We start from the raw sequence: 18,425 nt of genomic DNA, 5'->3' as shown, positions 1-18,425 counted from the left end.
GTTTCATTACAAACAACATAGGATTTCTTAATTTTAAGGACTTTATATTTTTTTATGCCCAAAAAACTAATTGTTGTTTGTCTGATGAATTTTTTAATAGCCGCCTTAATGGGGTTGGCACTTCGTTTTTCTTTTTTAGAACCCATCGGATTAAATTATCGGTTTTTAACACACGCCCATTCTCATGTGGCCATGTTGGGCTGGGTGTATTTAATGCTTTATGTCTTCATTGTTCATTTTTTCATCCCTGATAAAAAACCGATTTATAATAAATTATTCTGGCTAACTGAAATCGCAGTTATCGGAATGATGTTTAGTTTTCCATTTCAGGGATATGCCCCTATTTCCATTACGTTTTCAACACTACATATTTTTTGTTCATATTACTTTGTGTATTTGGTATGGAAGCATCATAAAACAACTTCTAAAGCTGTTGGTTTAATTTTGAAAACCTCGTTATTATTTATGCTGATATCAACTATAGGTGTGTGGTGTTTGGGGCCAGCTGTGGGGTTGTTAGGTCAGGCTTCGGCTTTTTACCAAATTGCCATTCAGTTCTTTTTACACTTTCAATTTAACGGTTGGTTTTTAATTGCTGTTCTGGCGCTGTTCTTCCATATTTTAAAGATTGAAGATTCCAGACGGTTTAAAAACTTTTTTAAATTATTAGTCGTATCAACCGTGCTTACTTTTGCCTTGCCCGTGCAATGGTTTGCTCCGCATTCAATCTTAATTTATATAAATGTATTAGGGGTTATACTGAAATTATTAACGTTGGCTTTGTTTTTAAAACTAATAAGATTTGAGTTGAAAAAATCCTTAAAAACACAATCTATACTCATCGTTACCTTGTATTATTTTAGTGTCTTTTGTTTGGTACTGAAAATACTTTTACAAGGTGTAACTCTAATTCCTGAATTTTCCGAAGCAGTTTTTATGCATCGTAACTTAGTTATCGGTTTTATTCATTTAGTGATGCTGGGAGTGATTACAGGTTTTCTTTTTGCGTTTCTATACAGTGATCAGAAACCCACAGTGTCATTAAAATTAGGTCTGTATAGTTTTCTTTCAGGATTTGTACTTACAGAAGTAATTTTATTAGTTCAAGGCATTAGATTTTATCTTGGTGTAGGTTTAATTTCAAACTATTATTTAATCTTGTTTTTATTCAGTGTGTTATTGCCTTTAGGTATTTTATTTATCTTATTAAATTTTGTAAATCAAAAAAATATAAATCAATGAAACCATTAAAAAGACATAAAGCCTTACAGCCACTCAGCAGAGAACATCATTATGGTTTATTATTAACTTGGAAAATAAGAACAGGTTTTAAAAAAATATCGAACCAAAACGAATTTACCAATATGCCAATTGGTTTTACAAGACACATTTAATACCTCATTTTAAAATGGAAGAATTATATGTTTTTACCATTCTTGAAGAGAGTAATGAGTTGATAAAGCAAGCATTAAACGATCATGTAACAATAAGTGATTTATTTGAAAATACAGCTGTAGATGGTAAGACTCTAAGTGTTATAGCCGAAACTTTAGATAACCACATTAGATTTGAAGAACGGGTTTTGTTTCCTAAAATTCAAGAAGTCGCTACCGAAAGTCAGTTTTTAGAAATAGAAAAAATTCATCAGTCAGACCCTTTTGAAGATAATCTGAGTGATGAATTTTGGAAATAATTATTGGGATGTTATTTTAATTGTTTTAAAATGGAGGCTACGGTTTCTTTATTATCTACGCCCAAACCTTCCTGTTGATGTATGAGTTCTCCTTGCGAATTAAAAACACTTATAATGTTTGAATGCGAAAAATCTATTGGCGAAATTTGTTTGTATTTAACCGCCAGCACATTTGCGAATTCGCGAACACCGGATTCAGTACCTTGAAGGAACGTCCATTGTGGTTCATCCATATAATTTTCAATCGCAAAGGCTTTCAGGCGCTCTGGCGTATCTGTTTCAGGATCGATACTGATTAACGCAAAGTTAAGCTGATCCATTTTGTCATCCGGAATTTTAGCCTCAATATTATGCATATCGGCCACCAAACGTGGGCAGGCAGCTTTACATGAGGTGTAAATCATCACCATAACCAGGGTTTTTCCTTTTAAGTCCCTTAACTGAATTTGTTCACCCTCTTCGGTGTTCCAATCAGACGTTAAATTGAAAATAGATTCTTCTGGAATACTGTGCGTGTTTTCAGTTTTTGAAGTACTTGGTTCCAACGATTGTAAATCCATTTTACATATGGGGCAATGTCCTGCATCTGTATAAGTTTTATCACTTTCACAATGCATAGGGCATTGGTAAAGCACAGTTTCCTGATTGTTTTTTTTAGAGTTACAGGCACTAAAAGTGAGTGCGAGTAATACTAGAATTATATTTAACTTTAGAGGTTTCATGATTATTTGTTTATGTCTTTAACACATCTAAATCCCAGATTTTTTATGGAATATTTTGCTTTTAAACTTCCCCGAATGGCATAGCGCATAAAGGCGGCATAGTTCATTAAATCGGTGGCATTAACCGCGGCACTTCCGCAAAACAAATTACTGTCTTTATCGACATCTTTTCGTGATTCTCCGGTAATCAATACCGAATTGAAATCGAGTGTCCACTCCCAAACTAAACCGTGTAAATCATAAATACCCCAGATGTTTTTAGGGAGTTGTCCTATACTGTTTTCGTTGGTTCTCGGGGCTTCGTACCAGGCTAAAATTTGCTTGTTGTAGTCCGGTTTTATTCGGGCATCACGTGTGTTTTCATCAGCCATGGCAACATATTCCCATTCATCAACGGTGGGTAAACGTTTTCCTTGGCATTCGCAATAGGCTTTGGCCGCAAACCAGGATACATACGTTACGGGGCTGTCTGGTTTTTCGGAAGATTTAAGTTCAAAGTCATTTTCCCAATTGGAAAGATAGCTCTTATCGGTAAATAATTTTAAAGCATTAGATTTTTGCCATTTTGGATATTGTTTAACAAATTCTAAAAACTGTGAATTAGTGACGGGGAAAATATCCATTTCAAAATCTTTCACCTCTACAACGGTTGAATCGCGACCATAAAGAGGAATGTAACGATTACCTTTTATAAACACCATACCTTCTGTTTGCGAAAAACCAAGGGTATGAAACAGTAATGCGATTGTTAGCACATAGAAGGTACGGTGTTTCATTGGGATTACTTTTTATTTTTTACTTTTTCAACCATGTCTGTGTTTATTACTTTTTCAGAATTACCCCAGCTATTGTAAACATAGGTTAACACATTTGCTATTTCTTCAGAAGATAACATTTGTCGGGTCATTACACTGTTGTATTTTTCACCATTAACAGTGATTTCTCCTGTTAAACCATGTAAAACAACACCAATAGCACGATTAACATCGGCATTTAAATAATCCGATTTTGCCAACGGAGGAAAGGCATTAGGGACACCTTGTCCTTCAGATTGGTGACAAGCAAAGCAGGTTTGCATATAAACTTGTTTTCCAAATTTCATTTGTTCATCAAAATTTTTAGCAGGAATCTTTGATTCTACAATTTCGTTTGTAGTAGGCATTTCTTGTAAACCTGGACCTTCAGGTAAATAAATATCATCACGAATTTCTCCTGAGTATATTTTTTTATCTTCTTCGCCTTCAACTTTTAACATACCTAAAGCCCCTTTATTAAAGGCTCTAAAAATGGAGTGGTCTACCAAAATAAAAGTTCCAGGGACATCCACTTTAAATTCAACAAGTGCTGCGCCTCCAGCAGGTATTAGGGTGGTTTGTACGTTTTCATTTATTTTGTTACCACCTTCAATATGGACCTTATCGAAAATTTCACCAATAACATGAAAAGATGACACCAACCCTGGACCACCATTACCGACAAAAAGTCGAACGGTTTCACCAACTTTTGCGGTTATAGCATTGTCGCCTGTTAATGAGCCAACTTTACCATTAAATACGACATAATCGGCTTTTTCATCTACTGCTTTTTGCATGTCGAAAGGTTGTAATCCACGTTCACCGTTGGCGCCTTTAGTGTAAAAGTCACCTTGCATAATGTAATATTCTTTATCAACAATAGGTAAACCACCTTCAGGTTCAACTAAAATTAAACCATACATACCGTTTGCAATATGCATGCCAACTGGAGCTGTAGCGCAGTGGTAAACATACAATCCGGGGTTTAAAGTTTTAAAAGAAAATACTTTTTCATGACCCGGAGCAACAAATGAAGATTCAGCACCGCCTCCAGGACCAGTCACAGCATGTAGGTCGATATTATGAGGTAATTTGTTATCGGGGTGGTTTTGTAAATGAAATTCGACCTCATCTCCAATTCGGGTTCTTATAAAACTTCCTGGTACCGTACCTCCAAAGGTCCAATACACGTATCTTACGCCATCAGTCATTTCTCCTTCTTTTTCAAGAATTTCCATCTTTACAATTAGCTTTTTAGCTTTTCTTCTTCCAACAGGGGTGGGGACATTTGGAGGCGATGTTAACTCTGCCGTCATTTCTCTACTAACTGGGATTTCAGAAGTGTTTTCGTAATTTTTTTCTTGATTATTGAAACAACTAATCAATAACAACGAAATAAATAATAGCAAATAGTTTAGTTGATTTTTCATATTAATTGATTTTTGTTTTTCAAATCTATAAGATACAAAAGCTTTAAAATATGATATTTATCATAATTAGGATAAATTTGTCTTAATTGTTTTGTCTATGGTTAAAGAAATGAAATTAAGATTCTTAAAAAACTAAACTTTAAAGAAATTAAGATTTGTACTTTTGCACGATTTAAAAATCATGTGAAAAGCCGATATTAAATTTTATGAAGAAGAAAGTAAAAAGAAGCATTAGAGTCTCGAAATATATTTTATACAGAGAAACCCTTGTTGATTATACTGAAAATTTTTGGTCTTTTATTGGGGCTTTTATTGGTATAGGGATTATTGCTTTTATTCAATCGTTTTACTTATCTAAGGAAGAAAATGTTTTTTTAATTGGTTCGTTTGGTGCGACAAGTGTTTTGATTTTTGGAGCAATTCAAAGTCCTTTATCTCAACCTAGAAATTTAATTGGAGGACACTTAATTTCTGCAATAATTGGAGTTACAATTTATAAAATACTACCAGAAATTATTTGGATTACAGCGCCTTTAGCTGTTTCATTGTCAATTGTTTTAATGCAGGTTACTAAAACCTTGCATCCACCAGGAGGGGCAACCGCTTTGATAGCAATAATTGGAACGGAAAAAATAAAATCTTTAGGGTATTTTTATGTACTTTCTCCTGTTTTGTCGGGTGTATTAATATTGTTTATTGTCGCTTTGGTTTTTAATAATTTGACTACGTTTAGAAAATATCCAACCGATAATAAGTTAACCAGATTCATTATGAAGTAGTATGCAAAAAACGGAAATGTTAAACCATTAGTAGCGGAAAATATTGAGCATAGCTGAATTTTTTGGTAAATCTTTATTCAGTAATGATTTATGTTATGAATTAGACTGGATTATTATGTCCGCTGTTTATGACTCTCGGTTTCTGTTCTATCTATTAAAGATCATTTTTTAATTCAGAAGGGAGCTTACCATATTCTTCTTTAAATAATTTTCTGAAATATTTAACGCTGTTAAAACCGACTTCGAATGAGGCTTCCGAAACCGTTAGATTGTCGTATTTAATTAATTTAACGGCTTTATCTAGTCTTGCCTTGCGGGTCAATTCGTTAATAGTTTTTCCGGTTAAGGCTTTTATTTTTCTGTAAAGCGATGTTTTGCTCATGCCTAGTTTTTCGCAAATTATATCTACGTTGGTATTTTGTTCTGCAATTTGCTGTTCTATAATGGTATAAAATTCTTTTAAAAATGCTTTTTCATTATCTAACAACGTTTTATGAGTTTCGACAAATTGAGTTGATTCTTTTTCCTTATTGTCAAAGTAAGCTTTAAGTTCTAACCGTGTTTGAATTAGGTTTTTAATTCTTGTTTTTAAAAGTTTAGGATGAAATGGTTTTGTAACATAATCGTCTGCGCCTTCTGTATAGCCTTCGTTTATTTTTTCGGGATTGGCTGCAGCGGTAAGTAGTATGATTGGGATATGCGATGTGGTTTGTTCCTTTTTGAGTGTTTTACATAAATCGAAGCCATCTTTGAGAGGCATCATAACATCGCTTAATACTAAATCGGGAACATATTTAATAGCCTTAGAAATACCATCACTTCCATTCTCTGCGAATATTAAATCGTAGTCTTCTTCTAATAACGAGGATAAAAAGGTTAATATGTCGATATTATCATCTACTATAAGGATGAGTTTACGCCCTTTATCTTCATTTATTTTGGTTTTAAGGTCGCTGGTTTCTAAAGCATTCTCTTGGTATGCCCAGATTTTGGGAGATAGCTCTTGGTCTATTTTAATTTCAGGTGTTATTTGTGAATTTGAATTGTTTTGGTTTGTAGACTCATTAAAAGCATCCGTAGGTAATTGTAACCTAAATTTAGAGCCTTTATTTTTGTTGCTTTCTACGGAAAGTGTACCTAAGTGAAGTTCTGCAAATATTTTTGATAAGGCTAAACCAATACCAGAACCTGTTTTTCCTTTTGATGATTTTGACTGAAAATACCAATCGAATATATGTGGTAGATCTTGTTTTGAAATGCCTTTTCCTGTGTCTGTAACAGCAATGTTTAATTGATTATTCGTCTTATTGATAGTTATTGATATCGTACCTTCTTTTGGAGTGTATTTAAAAGCGTTAGAGAGGAGGTTATGTAATATAATTTCAATTTTTTCGATATCACACCAGATAAAAATGTCGTTTTCTGTATTTTGAATTTTTAAATGGACGTTTCGAGATTTAGCAAGTGCTTTATAACTAAGCATCATTTGAGCAATGTGTTCAGAGAGATTTACTTTTTCTATAGCAAGCTTATTTAATCCAATTTCTGTTTTTCTAAATTCTAATAGTTTCTGTATATTTTTTAAGAGATATTTAGAATTTTTGAGTACCAATTGTAATTGTTCTTTTTGTTTTTTCTTATCAATTTTTTCAATAAGATTTTCTATAGGTGCAATTATTAAACTTAAAGGAGTCTTTAATTCATGTGAAAAACTGGTGAAGAATCTTGCCCGTTCAAAATTAAGGTCGTTTTCTAATTGTCTTTGTTTTTTTTCGAAAATTAGGGAGTTCTTTAATTTAATACGTTCACTATAATATCTTAAACCAAGCCAGATACACGTTGCAAGTACTAAAGTGTATAATAAATAAGCCGGTGGTGTTTTCCAGAATGGTGGGCTAATTGTTATTTTAAGACTATTACTAATTGTAGTTTGCGGATTTATAGTTCCTTTTACAATTAAATTATAACCTCCAGGAGGTAGGTTACTTATATTTATGGTATTACTTTGATTAATATTTACCCATTGGTCTTGGTAGCCTTCTATAATATAAGAGTAATCGATGTTTTGGGCATTGGGGTATTTTAAGACACTAAAATTAATAGTAATCAAAGTTTGGTTATAATTTAGATTTACGTGGTCTACATAAGGTAAGGCTTTGGTAAGTATGCTTTTGGGATTATTAGGAGATACTTTTACTTTATTATTAAAAACTTTTAAGGTTTCGAAAATTAATTGGTAATCTTGATTTGCAGCAAATACTTTTGCAGGATTAATTTTATAAAGTCCGTCGTTACTTCCAAAATAGAGTAGACCATCTGTCGAAGAGTAGGCAGCACCAACATTAAAACTTGTTAGCGGAATGTCATCTAGATAATTAAGGTTTGTAATTGTTTCGGTTGTGTTGTTAAAATGACTTAAACCTCTTAAAGTACCTAACCAGATATCATTTTCATTATTGTACACTATACAATTTACAGTGTTGTTACTTAATCCATGTTTTGTAGTAAAAGCTTTTGCTTTGTTTGCGATCGGGTCAAGTTTTAGAAGGCCACCATAACCTGTTCCTATTAAATATAAATTATTGGGTAACGGTTGAATAGCGTACATAATATTACTTTCAATTCCTGTTGTTCTTGCCATACTAAACTGCAAATAGGTTTCGGAGTCCGGCATATATTTAACAACACCATTACCATAAGTTGCCATCCATAAATTACCAAGGTCGTCTTCGCATATATCGCGAATATCCATTGTGCCTAGAGTAGTAATGTATATAAAATCGTCTGTGTTTTCGTTATATTTATAGAGACCACCACGATTTGTACCCACCCATATTTTGTTTTGTTTATCTTCAAAAATCACATTCACCTTATATCCGTTGTCTATAGAACCTTGAAGATATTTTTTAAAATCGCCTGAAGCCGAAGTCATTCTATTTAATCCGCCTCTGTATGTGGCAACCCAAATGCGGTTTTTACTGTCTTCCAATACATCGTAAACATAATTATTAGAAAGGCTTGATGGCTTATTGTTATGATGTTTAATATAGCTGTATTTTCCAGTTTTCGAGTCATAAATATTTAATCCACCACCATCGGTACCAATTAAAAGATTACCATTTTTGCTTTCAGAGATACTTCTAACGTAGTTGTGATTTATTGAAATTGGTGCGGTGGTTGCTTTCTTTTCAATATGAGTTATGGCAGATTCTTTTGGATTTATATAATACAGTCCGTGATGTGTGCCTACCCACATACTGTTGTCGTTATCTCTCAAAATAGAAGAAATCCACCGGCCTTGAAAATCGTTACCATTTTCGTTAGGTAAGTACCACTTTATATAATTTTGATGCTTTAAATAAGCGTCTAGATTGATAATGTTTAATCCTCCATTTTGCGTGCCTACCCACATATTGCCTGTCCCATCTGGTTCTAAGGCAAGAACCTCTTTGTCGCTTAAGCCTTGTTTTCTCTGTCCCTCGGTAATGTATATACGTTTATTATCTTTGGTAAGAATAACGATTCCGTTTCTGGTACCTATCCATAAATTATCGTTTTCGTCTTTTACTAAGCAATTAATTTTATTTAGACTCTTGTCGGTTTCATCGCCTATAAAAACACGTTCTACTGTTTTTGTTTGGTAGTCCACTTTGTTGAGTCCGTCAAAGAAGGTACCTACCCAAATAGTGTTGTCATCTAAAAGTACGCTTGAGATATGGTTGGAGGATAAACTTTTTTCTGAATGTATGTTATGTTCTAAATGGAAGTTTTTTTCTGGCTCATTAGGGTTAAAAAACTCTAAACCTTTCCCGTAGATACTAATGATAATTTCATTTTGTTTACCTACTTCTAGACTGCTTAAGCTTTCTGTAAATAGTCCATTAGTTTCATCGAAAATTGAAAATTTTTCTGTTTTCGAATCGTAAATATTAAGTCCTTCTCCGGTTGCTATTAGGAGTTCGTTTTTTGAGTTAACTTTAATTTCATGAATAAAGTTGTAGTTTATGGTATTTAAAGTGTCTGTTTCCTTTTTAAAACTAAAAAATTCATTTCCATTATAGCGATTAAGTCCGTCAAAAGTAGATACCCAAATGTAACCTAGAGAATCTTTTGCTAAATCTGTAATGGCATTATTAGACAAGCCAGATTGAACATTAAAATACTCGAATTTTAAATCTTGTTTACTGTCAATCAAAGAAAAATCTTGGGCATGGCAAAATGAGCAGAAGAGTATAAGTAATTTTATAAATGTACTCTTTATTATTTTCATGGCATTCGTAGGGTTTGATGTGTGAAAATTAATAAAATAATAACAAATAATAGTTTTTAATTATCAACAAAACAATTTTACAATGTAAGAATTGAGAATATTTCACATAATACCATATTTGTTTTAAATTGTTGTTTTTTAGGGGCTTATTGTTTTTTGTTAGCTGCTTTAATACCCGTTTGGGGCTTAATTGAATCTATTTTCCCTCTTTTTTTAATCAATAGTACCTCTGTTTTAAATAACATTTAAACTACTTTCGATAAAATCAATAAGTGTGTTATAAACATTTATTAAAACAAACCATAATATAAAGTAGTATACCATCAGAATGAAAACATTTTCAAGCTTATATGTAGCCGTTGTATTTTTCCTTTTTTCATGTGCTGAAAAATCAAGTACGCTAGAATCTAAAATAGACGATACACTAAAAATCGCAACAACACAGTACCAGCATTTAATGAATAGTTTGTCAAAGGGTCAATATCCTAAAACTTATTTTGCGGATCAAGACAAATTAGAAATTAGTGGTTCTGGCTGGTGGTGTAGTGGGTTTTATCCTGGATCTCTTATCTATTTAAACGAAGATTCTAAAAATCCAGCATTTCAAAAAGAGATTAAACGGGTTTTAAACGATTTAAAGCGAGAACAGTTTAATACAACAACCCACGATCTTGGTTTTATGATGTATTGTAGTTTTGGAAATGCTGAACGTTTAAATCCTTCTTTAGAATATGAAACGATTTTAATGAATAGTGCTAAATCCTTAGCATCTCGATTTGATGAAACTGTTGGATGTATAAAATCTTGGGACAGCCGAAATGATGATTACTTAGTTATAATTGATAATATGATGAATCTGGAATTGTTGTTTTGGGCTTCTAAATATAGTAACGATTCTACCTATTATGATATTGCGGTAACACACGCCAATACTACCATTAAAAACCACTTTAGGGATGACTACAGCTCGTATCATGTTGTTAATTACAATAAAAACGATGGGTCAATAAAAAAGAAGCACACTGCGCAAGGGTTTGCAGACGAGTCGGCATGGGCTAGAGGTCAGGCTTGGGGCTTGTATGGTTATACTGTTATGTATCGAGAAACTAAAGATGAGATTTATTTAAACCAAGCTAAAGCCATTGCAGAATTTATCTTAAACCACCCTAATATGCCAAAAGATATGGTTCCGTATTGGGATTTTAATGCACCAGATATTCCGGATGCATTACGAGATTCTTCTGCAGGTGCTATCATGGCATCGGCTTTATTAGAGCTAAAGCAGTATGTTGATGAAAACTTGTCTAATACTTATAACTCTGCGGCTAAAACAATGATCAGTACATTAACATCGGATGAGTATTTAGCCAAATTAGGAACAAATGGAGGTTTTTTACTTAAACATGGGGTTGGACACATTCCTGAAAATAGTGAAGTCGATGTGCCTTTAACTTATGGCGATTACTATTTAATTGAGGCCATGCTTAGATACAAATACAATAGGATTTAACATACCATTTAATAACTAATATTATGTACAAACAAAAAATTAAAAATTTATGACATGAATTAAATTAAAAACAAACAAAGTTAAGCATGCTATATCAAACCACGGAAAGGCATGCTCAATAACCAAACAAAACTAAATTAATTATGACAAAACCAATTAAAATGAAAAAATACCTTTTCACGGGTTGTAACTTTGATTTTAAATGTAGTACAATAGCGTTACTGATTTTTTGTATTACCTCTTATCAAGTTCAAGGAAAAAATACCAATTTAAAAAGCACGGATACTGAATTGGTAAAATTGAAACAAAAAGTTGAAATATCTGGAAAAGTAACAGATAAAGAAGGATTACCTTTACTGGGAGCAAATATTATAGAAAAAGGAACGACGAACGGTACACAAACTGATTTTGACGGTGCTTTTTCACTTAATGTGTCTAGCGCTAATGCTACTATTGTTATTTCTTACACGGGGTTCAAAACTCAAGAAATTGCTCTAAAAGGAGAAACCTCATTAACGATAACCTTAGAGGAAGATACTGCAGTACTTGATGAAGTAATTGTTATTGGCTATGGCTCAGTCAAGAAAAAGGATTTAACAGGAGCAGTTGTACAAGTTAAACCAGATAAAATAGCAAACGAAAATCCGCAAACGGTTCAAGATGTTTTACGTGGTGTTCCAGGTTTAAAAGTGGGCTATTCAGCTGATGCTAAAGGAGGCGGATCTTTACAAATTCGTGGTCAAACGTCTGTGTATACAGATGGTGGTCATAATTCACCATTAATCATTTTAGATGGCATGCAATTTTATGGTGAACTTTCAGAAATCAACCCAGATGATATTGAACAAATAGATGTTTTAAAAGATGCTTCGTCTACAGCAGTTTATGGGTCTAAAGCTGCAGCAGGTGTACTTATTATTACGACTAAAAAAGGACGTCAAGGTAAGCCAATTATTAATTTTAATTTTAATGCAGGTATTAATGTTAAAAGTGCATATCGTGATATTTATGATAAAGAAGGTTATATTAAGTATCGCGAAGATTGGGAAACGGCAAAGACATACGGTTTTAATGATAATACGGGGCAATACGAGGCTTGGGTAGCAGATCGAGTTGGGCAAGTAGGGTATTTTTCTAGTCCGTTCAAGTTGGACCAATATGGCATTTCTCAGGATGAGTGGTTGGCTTATCAATCAACCTCTGAAACCGATGGCAGAAGTTTAATGGAAGTTTGGGGTCGACGTTTAGGTTTAGAAGATGTTATATTAGATAATTTTACAGCGGGAAAATCGCACGACTGGAATGGTAGTACGTTTAGAACAGGTATCAATAAAGATTATAACCTTAGTGTTTCTGGTGCTGGTGAGCAAGTTAATTATTATATGTCGCTAGGTTATTTGAGTACAGAAGGGGCTGTACAAGGGAATGATTATTCGGCTGTTCGTGCAAATATGAAAGTTAATGGTAAGGTTACCGATTGGCTTGAAGTTGGAGCAAACGTTAATTTTCAAGATCGAACCGATGGAGATATTCGGGTAGGTACAGGAACTAACTATTGGGATGCAAATATGTTAAGAAACAGTCCGTATTCCAATTTTAGAGATGCAGACGGTAATTATGAGCGTTTACCAATGGGGCTAAATATTGGAGGTTATAATTATTACTATGACCGTCAGTTTATGGATTTAGAGAAAGGTTTTACCGTACTGAATACTATTTTCAATGCAAAAGTTAAATTACCTTTTGGTATTACCTATTCGTTTAACGTTTCGCCACGATATCAATTTTTTTACGACCGATATTTTCAATCTTCAGCACACGAGGGCTGGGATCCCGCTAATGTTGGTGTAGATAGAGGGCATGCTAAAAGTTTTGATTGGAACTTAAATAATAACATAACATGGGATCATACATTTAATGACAAACATCATTTTATTGTAACCTTGGTACAAGAAGCTGAAGAGCGTCGCTATTGGTCTGATGATATTGATGCTCGTAATATTTTACCATCAGATGCCTTAGGTTTTCATAATACGTCTAATGCAACGCTTGATAATAGTGGTTTTTCAACCACAGATACACACCAAACAGCAGATGGTTTAATGGCAAGACTATTTTATTCTTACGACGACAGGTATATGTTAACAGGAACTATACGTCGCGATGGGTATTCCGCATTTGGAGCGTCAAATCCATATGCAACATTCCCTTCTATAGCCTTAGGTTGGAATTTGTCCAATGAAAACTGGTTTAATTGGGATGCAATGAATACTGCTAAATTACGATTGTCTTGGGGTAAAAATGGTAATCGCTCCTTAGCAGATCCTTATGTTTCTTTAGCAAATTTAGGTTCTGGTACAGGTGCAACGATGGGATATGTTGATTCTTCTGGAGAAATTGTAGATGTTAAGTATTTGGCAATAGATCGTATGGCGAATCCTAACTTACAATGGGAGAAGACAACATCTACAAATATTGGTTTCGATTTTGGTTTCTTAAATAATCGCATATCAGGTTCTATTGATGCTTATAATATGGTTACCAACGATATGATTATGGCACAGCGTTTACCAAGTTTTTCTGGTTTCGGTTCGATAACAACTAACTTAGGGGAAGTACAAAATAAAGGTTTTGAAATTGCTATAAATACCGTTAATATTCAAAATCCAAATTTTGAATGGCGTACTAATTTCGCGTTATCATACAACAAGAATACTATAAATGCTTTATACGGAAACCAGGAAAATGTTCTAGATAGTGAAGGTAATGTTATCGGACAACGAGAGGCGGACGATATCAGTAATGGTTGGTTTATAGGTAAGGCAATTTCTGAAATTTGGGATTATGAAGTTATAGGAATTTGGCAAAAAGATGAATGGCAAGAAGCAGAGCGTTATGGGCAACGTCCAGGAGATCCTAAAGTTGCAAACCATTACACAGCAGACGATGCAGCCGATGGTACGCCAGTTTATAACGATAATGATAAAGTGTTTTTAGGAGAAACGGCACCACCCGTAAATTGGTCTCTCCGTAATGAGTTTACCTTTTTTAAAAATTGGGATTTTTCCATAAATATGTATTCATATATGGGGCATAAGTCACTTAATGGGAACTACTTGAATAATTATAACGACGGAAGTTTATATACCTATAATTACAATCCTTTTAAAAACCCATATTGGACTATTGATAACCCAACCAACGACTGGGCACGTCTCGATGCTATAGCACCAGCTGGAGCTGGAGCTGCAAAGTTATATAACCGTAATTTTATCCGTTTAGACAATATAGCTTTATCATATTCTCTTCCTCAGAATGTTTTAGACCGTATGAATGTTAAGAATTTCAAGTTTATTATGTCTGTTCGTAATGTGGCAACATGGGCCGCAGATTGGGAATATTTTGGTGATCCAGAAACCGGAGGCCTTGCGACCCGTACGTTTAACTTTGGATTTAATTTAACTCTTTAAAAAACAAAACGATGAAAAGATATATAAAAAATAAAATAAAGAAACTAGCACCTTTTTTTATTGGGCCTGCTTTGTTTATTTCTTGTTCGGAAGACTTTCTTGAACCAGATCCTCTTTCTTTTTACGAACCAGAAACAACGTTTTCTACCGAATCAGGATTAAAGGCAACCATAGCTATTGCAGATAGAGCTTTACGAGGATTTTGGATTCACTACAGTGGTGCATACAACAATGTGCCTATTAGTACAGAGTATGTGTTTTCAGATATGGCAAAATATGGTAAATCAGATGCGAGTAACACCATTGCAGATTATGCCAACACCATTATTCCAACAGGAACTTTTCAGGTAAACCCTAGCGACAATATCTATCTTGGATATTATTGGGAAGAAGGTTATAATGGTATTAAATATGCTAATACGGTATTGTCGTATATAGATGATGTAGAAGGGCTATCAGAAGATGTTAAAAACAAATACAAGGGGCAAGCATTATTTCATAGAGCTTACAGATATCTTAACTTGGTATATCAATTTGGAGATGTACCGTTAATAACAAAAATTCTAGAAGTACCAAAGCAAAATTATTATTCTACTAAGAAGTCCGCAATTATTGAAATGATAACTGCCGATATGGAAAACGCTGTAGAATGGGTTCCTGAGCAAGGACAGTTAGAATTTAAAGGATTAGTTAATAAAGCTGCTTGTAGACAACTATTAATAAAATGTTATTTGGCTTCAGGACGGTTTCAAGAAGCAGAGGAGCAAGCGAATATTTTAATAGATCAATCTGGATATTCCTTAATGCAAAACCCATTCGGACAGTTTGATGAAGGTGGAAATTCACAAACATGGGAAATTACAAGAAATGTAATTTGGGATTTACATAGACCAGAAAATAAGGTACTTTCGGAAAACACTGAAGCCTTAATGATTATGCCAAACGATGGTGCACAATCGTTTTTATACTTTATGTCTATGCGTATTTTTGGGCCATTTTGGAATTCTGGAAATATTATAACGCCTACTGATGGAAAACGAGGTGCAAATCGATTTGGTTTAAATAGTTCTAATTACGACCCAAACTTTGATTACGCAAGAGCCTTTGGTCGTGGTATTGCTACCGTTAGTGCATCGTATTATTCGCAAAAACCAATGTGGGTTGTAAATGGGATAGAAGATACTCAAGATTTAAGGCATAATAACGAGGTTGGTAACTGGGTTAATATGGAAGATCTTAAATATAGCGACCCAAGTTCTGTAGACTATGGTGAAAATTTTAGAATGTATGATGACAATGGCAGGCTAATCGTCAAAGACTCTATACGCGATTGGTTTGATTTTCCTTTATATAAATTGTATCTGCATGACGTGGAAAGTGAAAATAACCAAGCTTCTAGTGATTTTAGAGGGGCAACTACTGGTAGTAAGGCACATTGGTATCTCTATCGTTTGGCAGAAACTTATTTATTGCGAGCAGAAGCACGTTTTTACCAAGGCAATATACCTGGTGCGACCCAAGATGTTAACACGATTAGAGCGCGCGCAGATGCGTCGCAAATGTATAGCGCAGTTACTATTGGAGATATTTGTGCAGAAAGAGGTAGAGAGCTTTATCTAGAAGAATGGAGAAACGTAGAACTAACGCGTATTTCTCATTGTTTAGCAATAAGTGGTATGCCAGATGAATGGGGAAATACTTATGATGTTAATACTTGGGATAAACAGTCGGGAACAGATAATGCAGGGGGTAGTTATTGGTATCAGCGTATCGTACATTATACGCTTTATAACAAGCATCCAGAAGGTATTGTAATTCCTAACGGAACCAAATATTACACTATGGATAAGCGTAATGTATATTGGCCAGTTCCAAATAGTGCTATTACAGCAAATACCAAAGGACAATTGAGTCAGAACTATGGGTATGACGGTTACGATCCAAGTATAAAAATGTGGGACAACTGGCAAGATGCCGTAGCAGATGAGGACAATATAGATTAGTTTAAATAGTTTGTTTTAGTTTAAATTATTTTTTAGAGAAGAAGATAACATGTCTTCTTCTCTTTTTTTAATGAGGATGGCACCTCAGCAACATACGACGCTAAGACCAATCAATACATGATGTATTAGTTTATGAAATAACAGGAAGGTCCAGATAAAATATACTATCTGCATGCAAATACCGATTTTAGAGGATTACTCACTACGTTCTAACAATTATTTTTTAGTACAACAGATGGTATCTGAATTGAAGGCGATATCATTGTGATAACCATAACCTTAAAAATAATAAAAACTCATACCTTTTTAGAGAAGGAACTGAAGAGTTTTACCCCAATGGACTGTAATTTTTTATGGTCAGAAAACGATACAAAGGATCTTCAAAAAATAGATTATTTATTAAATACATATGAAACATAAAGAAATACGGAAGCTATTAATTATTGCTGTTTTATTTTTGAATAGTTTAAATTTTTATGCTCAAAACAATAAATTACAAGAGGCTACACCGCAAGAGGTGCGGGATTTCTTTGTTAAATCTTTAATAAAAATAGGGGATCCCGTTTTAAATGCATTAAGCAAAAATGAATTAAAAAAAACGATGCCTGTAGAAAGATCGCCAGGAGCATGGGACGACCGAACCCATGTAACCTATTTGGAAGCCTTTGGTAGGTTGTTATCAGGAATGGCACCATGGTTGGAATTAGGTCCAGACGATACAGTAGAAGGTAAATTAAGAGCAAGATACATAGAATTAGCTCGAAAGTGTATTCATAATGCAACCAATCCCCAATCACCGGATTTTATGAATTTTACCAAAGATGGTCAGCCGCTAGTTGATGCTGCTTTTTTAGCACAAGGATTAATTAGAGCGCCAAAACAATTATGGGAACCTTTGGATAAAACAACAAAAGCCAATGTTATAAAAGCCTTAAAGTCAAGTAGAGTTATAAAACCGTATTATAGTAATTGGTTGCTGTTTTCCGGTATGGTTGAAGCCGCATTAGTAAAGTTCGATGCAGGACCAGATTACATGCGCTTAGATTATCCCTTAAATAAACATAAAGAATGGTATTTGGGAGACGGAATGTACGGCGATGGGCCAGATTTTCATTGGGATTACTACAATAGCTTTGTTATTCAACCCATGATATTAGATATATTAAAGGTACTTGTCGAAAAAGATGAGAGAATAAAAAAGGACTATTCTATAGCTTTAAAAAGAGCAAGCCGTTATGCTGCTATTCAGGAACGCTTAATTTCACCTGACGGTACTTACCCGCCAATAGGACGATCGTTAGCATATCGTTTTGGAGCTTTTCAGGCATTATCTCAAATTGCCCTCTGGAAAGAATTACCCGAGGATATAAAGCCAGCGCAAGTAAGGTCTGCTTTATATGCTATGATTTATAATCAGATTAATGCAGAAGGGACGTTCAATGAAAACGGATGGTTACAAATAGGTTTGTATGGTCATCAACCAGATATAGGAGAAGGATATATCTCTACGGGGAGTTTGTATTTGTGCTCTGAAGCCTTTTTGGTTTTAGGATTGTCTAAGGAAGACCCGTTTTGGAGTGCCCCTTATGAACCTTGGACACAAAAGAAAATATGGTCAGGACAGGATATTAAAATAGATCATGCGATTAGAAATTAATTAATAATTGTTCTGTTATAGAAAGTGTTGTGCAAAGTTAGATTGAGATAAATTTTACGTAAATGCCACTCAAAGAAAAGGTTAATTAAGATTGCAA

The 18,425-nt window shown here is 34.0% G+C and carries 12 protein-coding genes; 8 read left to right on the top strand and 4 right to left on the bottom strand.

The genetic code is table 11. The features are described from left to right. Positions 1-84: 84 nt before the first annotated feature. Genes ICJ85_RS02390 through ICJ85_RS16520 form a run of 3 tightly spaced genes read left to right on the top strand, consistent with a single transcriptional unit; the run spans position 85 to position 1,693 of the window. Positions 85-1,242 carry a hypothetical protein gene (locus ICJ85_RS02390; protein WP_241739477.1) on the top strand — a complete coding sequence of 386 codons (1,158 nt, stop codon included), beginning with the start codon at positions 85-87 and terminating at the stop codon, positions 1,240-1,242. Further along, positions 1,239-1,394: a hypothetical protein gene (locus ICJ85_RS16525; protein WP_241739476.1), complete on the top strand. Its 156-nt coding sequence runs from the start codon at positions 1,239-1,241 to the stop codon at positions 1,392-1,394. Before ICJ85_RS02390 ends, ICJ85_RS16525 begins: the two co-directional genes overlap by 4 nt. A gap of 14 nt (positions 1,395-1,408) precedes the next feature. Next, positions 1,409-1,693: a hypothetical protein gene (locus tag ICJ85_RS16520; RefSeq protein WP_241739475.1), complete on the top strand. Its 285-nt coding sequence runs from the start codon at positions 1,409-1,411 to the stop codon at positions 1,691-1,693. A gap of 11 nt (positions 1,694-1,704) precedes the next feature. Here the strand turns inward: ICJ85_RS16520 and ICJ85_RS02380 are convergent, their stop codons facing one another. From ICJ85_RS02380 to nirK, 3 genes are read right to left on the bottom strand one after another with little or no spacing between them, the layout of a single operon-like run. Further along, a complete protein-coding gene (locus ICJ85_RS02380; protein WP_188222165.1) occupies positions 1,705-2,415 on the bottom strand; it encodes an SCO family protein in 711 nt (236 codons plus the stop codon). A 2-nt stretch (positions 2,416-2,417) separates the two neighbouring features. Next, on the bottom strand, positions 2,418-3,191 hold the full coding sequence (locus tag ICJ85_RS02375; protein ID WP_188222164.1) for a formylglycine-generating enzyme family protein: 774 nt from the start codon (positions 3,189-3,191) through the stop codon (positions 2,418-2,420). 5 nt (positions 3,192-3,196) lie between these two features. After that, the gene (gene nirK, locus ICJ85_RS02370) at positions 3,197-4,639 is read right to left on the bottom strand and encodes a copper-containing nitrite reductase (protein WP_188222163.1); all 1,443 of its coding nucleotides are present in this window, start codon (positions 4,637-4,639) and stop codon (positions 3,197-3,199) included. Between the two features lie 206 nt (positions 4,640-4,845). Here nirK and ICJ85_RS02365 point away from each other — a divergent pair, with 206 nt between their 5' ends. Next, complete coding sequence (locus ICJ85_RS02365) at positions 4,846-5,418, top strand: HPP family protein (RefSeq protein ID WP_188222162.1); 573 nt, start codon at positions 4,846-4,848, stop codon at positions 5,416-5,418. 154 nt (positions 5,419-5,572) lie between these two features. Here the strand turns inward: ICJ85_RS02365 and ICJ85_RS02360 are convergent, their stop codons facing one another. Further along, on the bottom strand, positions 5,573-9,688 hold the full coding sequence (locus ICJ85_RS02360) for a two-component regulator propeller domain-containing protein (protein ID WP_188222161.1): 4,116 nt from the start codon (positions 9,686-9,688) through the stop codon (positions 5,573-5,575). A 328-nt stretch (positions 9,689-10,016) separates the two neighbouring features. Between ICJ85_RS02360 and ICJ85_RS02355 the strand changes: the two genes are divergently transcribed. The 4 genes from ICJ85_RS02355 (at position 10,017) to ICJ85_RS02340 (ending at position 18,328) form a co-directional block, all read left to right on the top strand. Beyond that, positions 10,017-11,198 (top strand): glycoside hydrolase family 88 protein, encoded by a 1,182-nt coding sequence (locus ICJ85_RS02355; RefSeq protein ID WP_188222160.1) that lies wholly within the window; start codon positions 10,017-10,019, stop codon positions 11,196-11,198. 161 nt (positions 11,199-11,359) lie between these two features. Beyond that, complete coding sequence (locus tag ICJ85_RS02350) at positions 11,360-14,668, top strand: SusC/RagA family TonB-linked outer membrane protein (RefSeq protein ID WP_188222159.1); 3,309 nt, start codon at positions 11,360-11,362, stop codon at positions 14,666-14,668. Between the two features lie 11 nt (positions 14,669-14,679). Then, positions 14,680-16,671, top strand: a complete 1,992-nt coding sequence (locus ICJ85_RS02345) for a RagB/SusD family nutrient uptake outer membrane protein (protein WP_188222158.1) — start codon at positions 14,680-14,682, stop codon at positions 16,669-16,671. Between the two features lie 409 nt (positions 16,672-17,080). Continuing rightward, positions 17,081-18,328, top strand: coding sequence for a DUF2264 domain-containing protein (locus ICJ85_RS02340; RefSeq protein WP_188222157.1), 1,248 nt, complete (start codon positions 17,081-17,083; stop codon positions 18,326-18,328). Positions 18,329-18,425 lie beyond the last annotated feature (97 nt).

This window comes from Aestuariibaculum marinum, assembly GCF_014596975.1.
GTDB lineage: Bacteria > Bacteroidota > Bacteroidia > Flavobacteriales > Flavobacteriaceae > Aestuariibaculum > Aestuariibaculum marinum.
This window is presented reverse-complemented; position numbering and strand designations above follow the sequence as displayed.